Raw genomic sequence first — 570 nt, 5'->3', positions numbered from 1 at the left:
TCGTGTCCACCAGAACTCTTGGTGGACACGTGGACACTATCGAACAGCAGCCCTCACCAGGCCGTCGGCGCCGACGGTTGCACAGCGACGAATTCAAAGCCGACGCCGTGGCCGCGGCCTCGCAGGCCGGCATGTCGATGGCCTCGGTGGCCTTGGCGCGCGGGATCAATGCCAACTTGCTGCGCCGCTGGGTGCGCGAGGCGGAGTTACCGCAAACCGTGGCAACGGCCCAGCCTGCAGCGGCTGCATCGACGTTCGTCCCGGTCCGAATGCCAGAGCCTGTCGCGCAGCCCGCGGAGATACGCATCGACGTGCGCCGCGGTGCGACGACGATCACGGTGGCCTGGCCGATGGCGGCCGCTGCCGAGTGCGCAGGCTGGATGCGTGAGCTGCTGCGGTGATCCGGATCGAAGCCGTGTGGCTGGCCGTCCAGCCGCTGGACATGCGCGCCGGGACCGAGGCCGCTTTGGCCCGCGTCGTCAACGTGTTCGGCCAGGCGCGCCCGCATCACGCGTACCTGTTCGCCAATCGACGCGCCAACCGCATGAAGGTGCTGGTGCATGACGGCAT

General features: G+C 68.6%; 2 protein-coding genes. Both read left to right on the top strand.

Translation table 11 applies throughout. The features are described 5' to 3' along the window. On the top strand, positions 1 to 401 hold a 401-nt coding region (locus IE209_RS33665; protein WP_229883196.1), incomplete at its 5' end, for a transposase. Further along, on the top strand, positions 398 to 570 hold a 173-nt coding region (gene tnpB / locus IE209_RS34485; RefSeq protein ID WP_373305475.1), incomplete at its 3' end, for an IS66 family insertion sequence element accessory protein TnpB. The genes IE209_RS33665 and tnpB, both read left to right, overlap by 4 nt.

The organism is Pseudorhodoferax aquiterrae (assembly GCF_014652235.1).
GTDB lineage: Bacteria > Pseudomonadota > Gammaproteobacteria > Burkholderiales > Burkholderiaceae_C > Pseudorhodoferax > Pseudorhodoferax aquiterrae.
The sequence above is the reverse complement of the archived record's forward strand: the minus strand, read 5'-3'. Positions and strand labels throughout refer to the sequence as shown.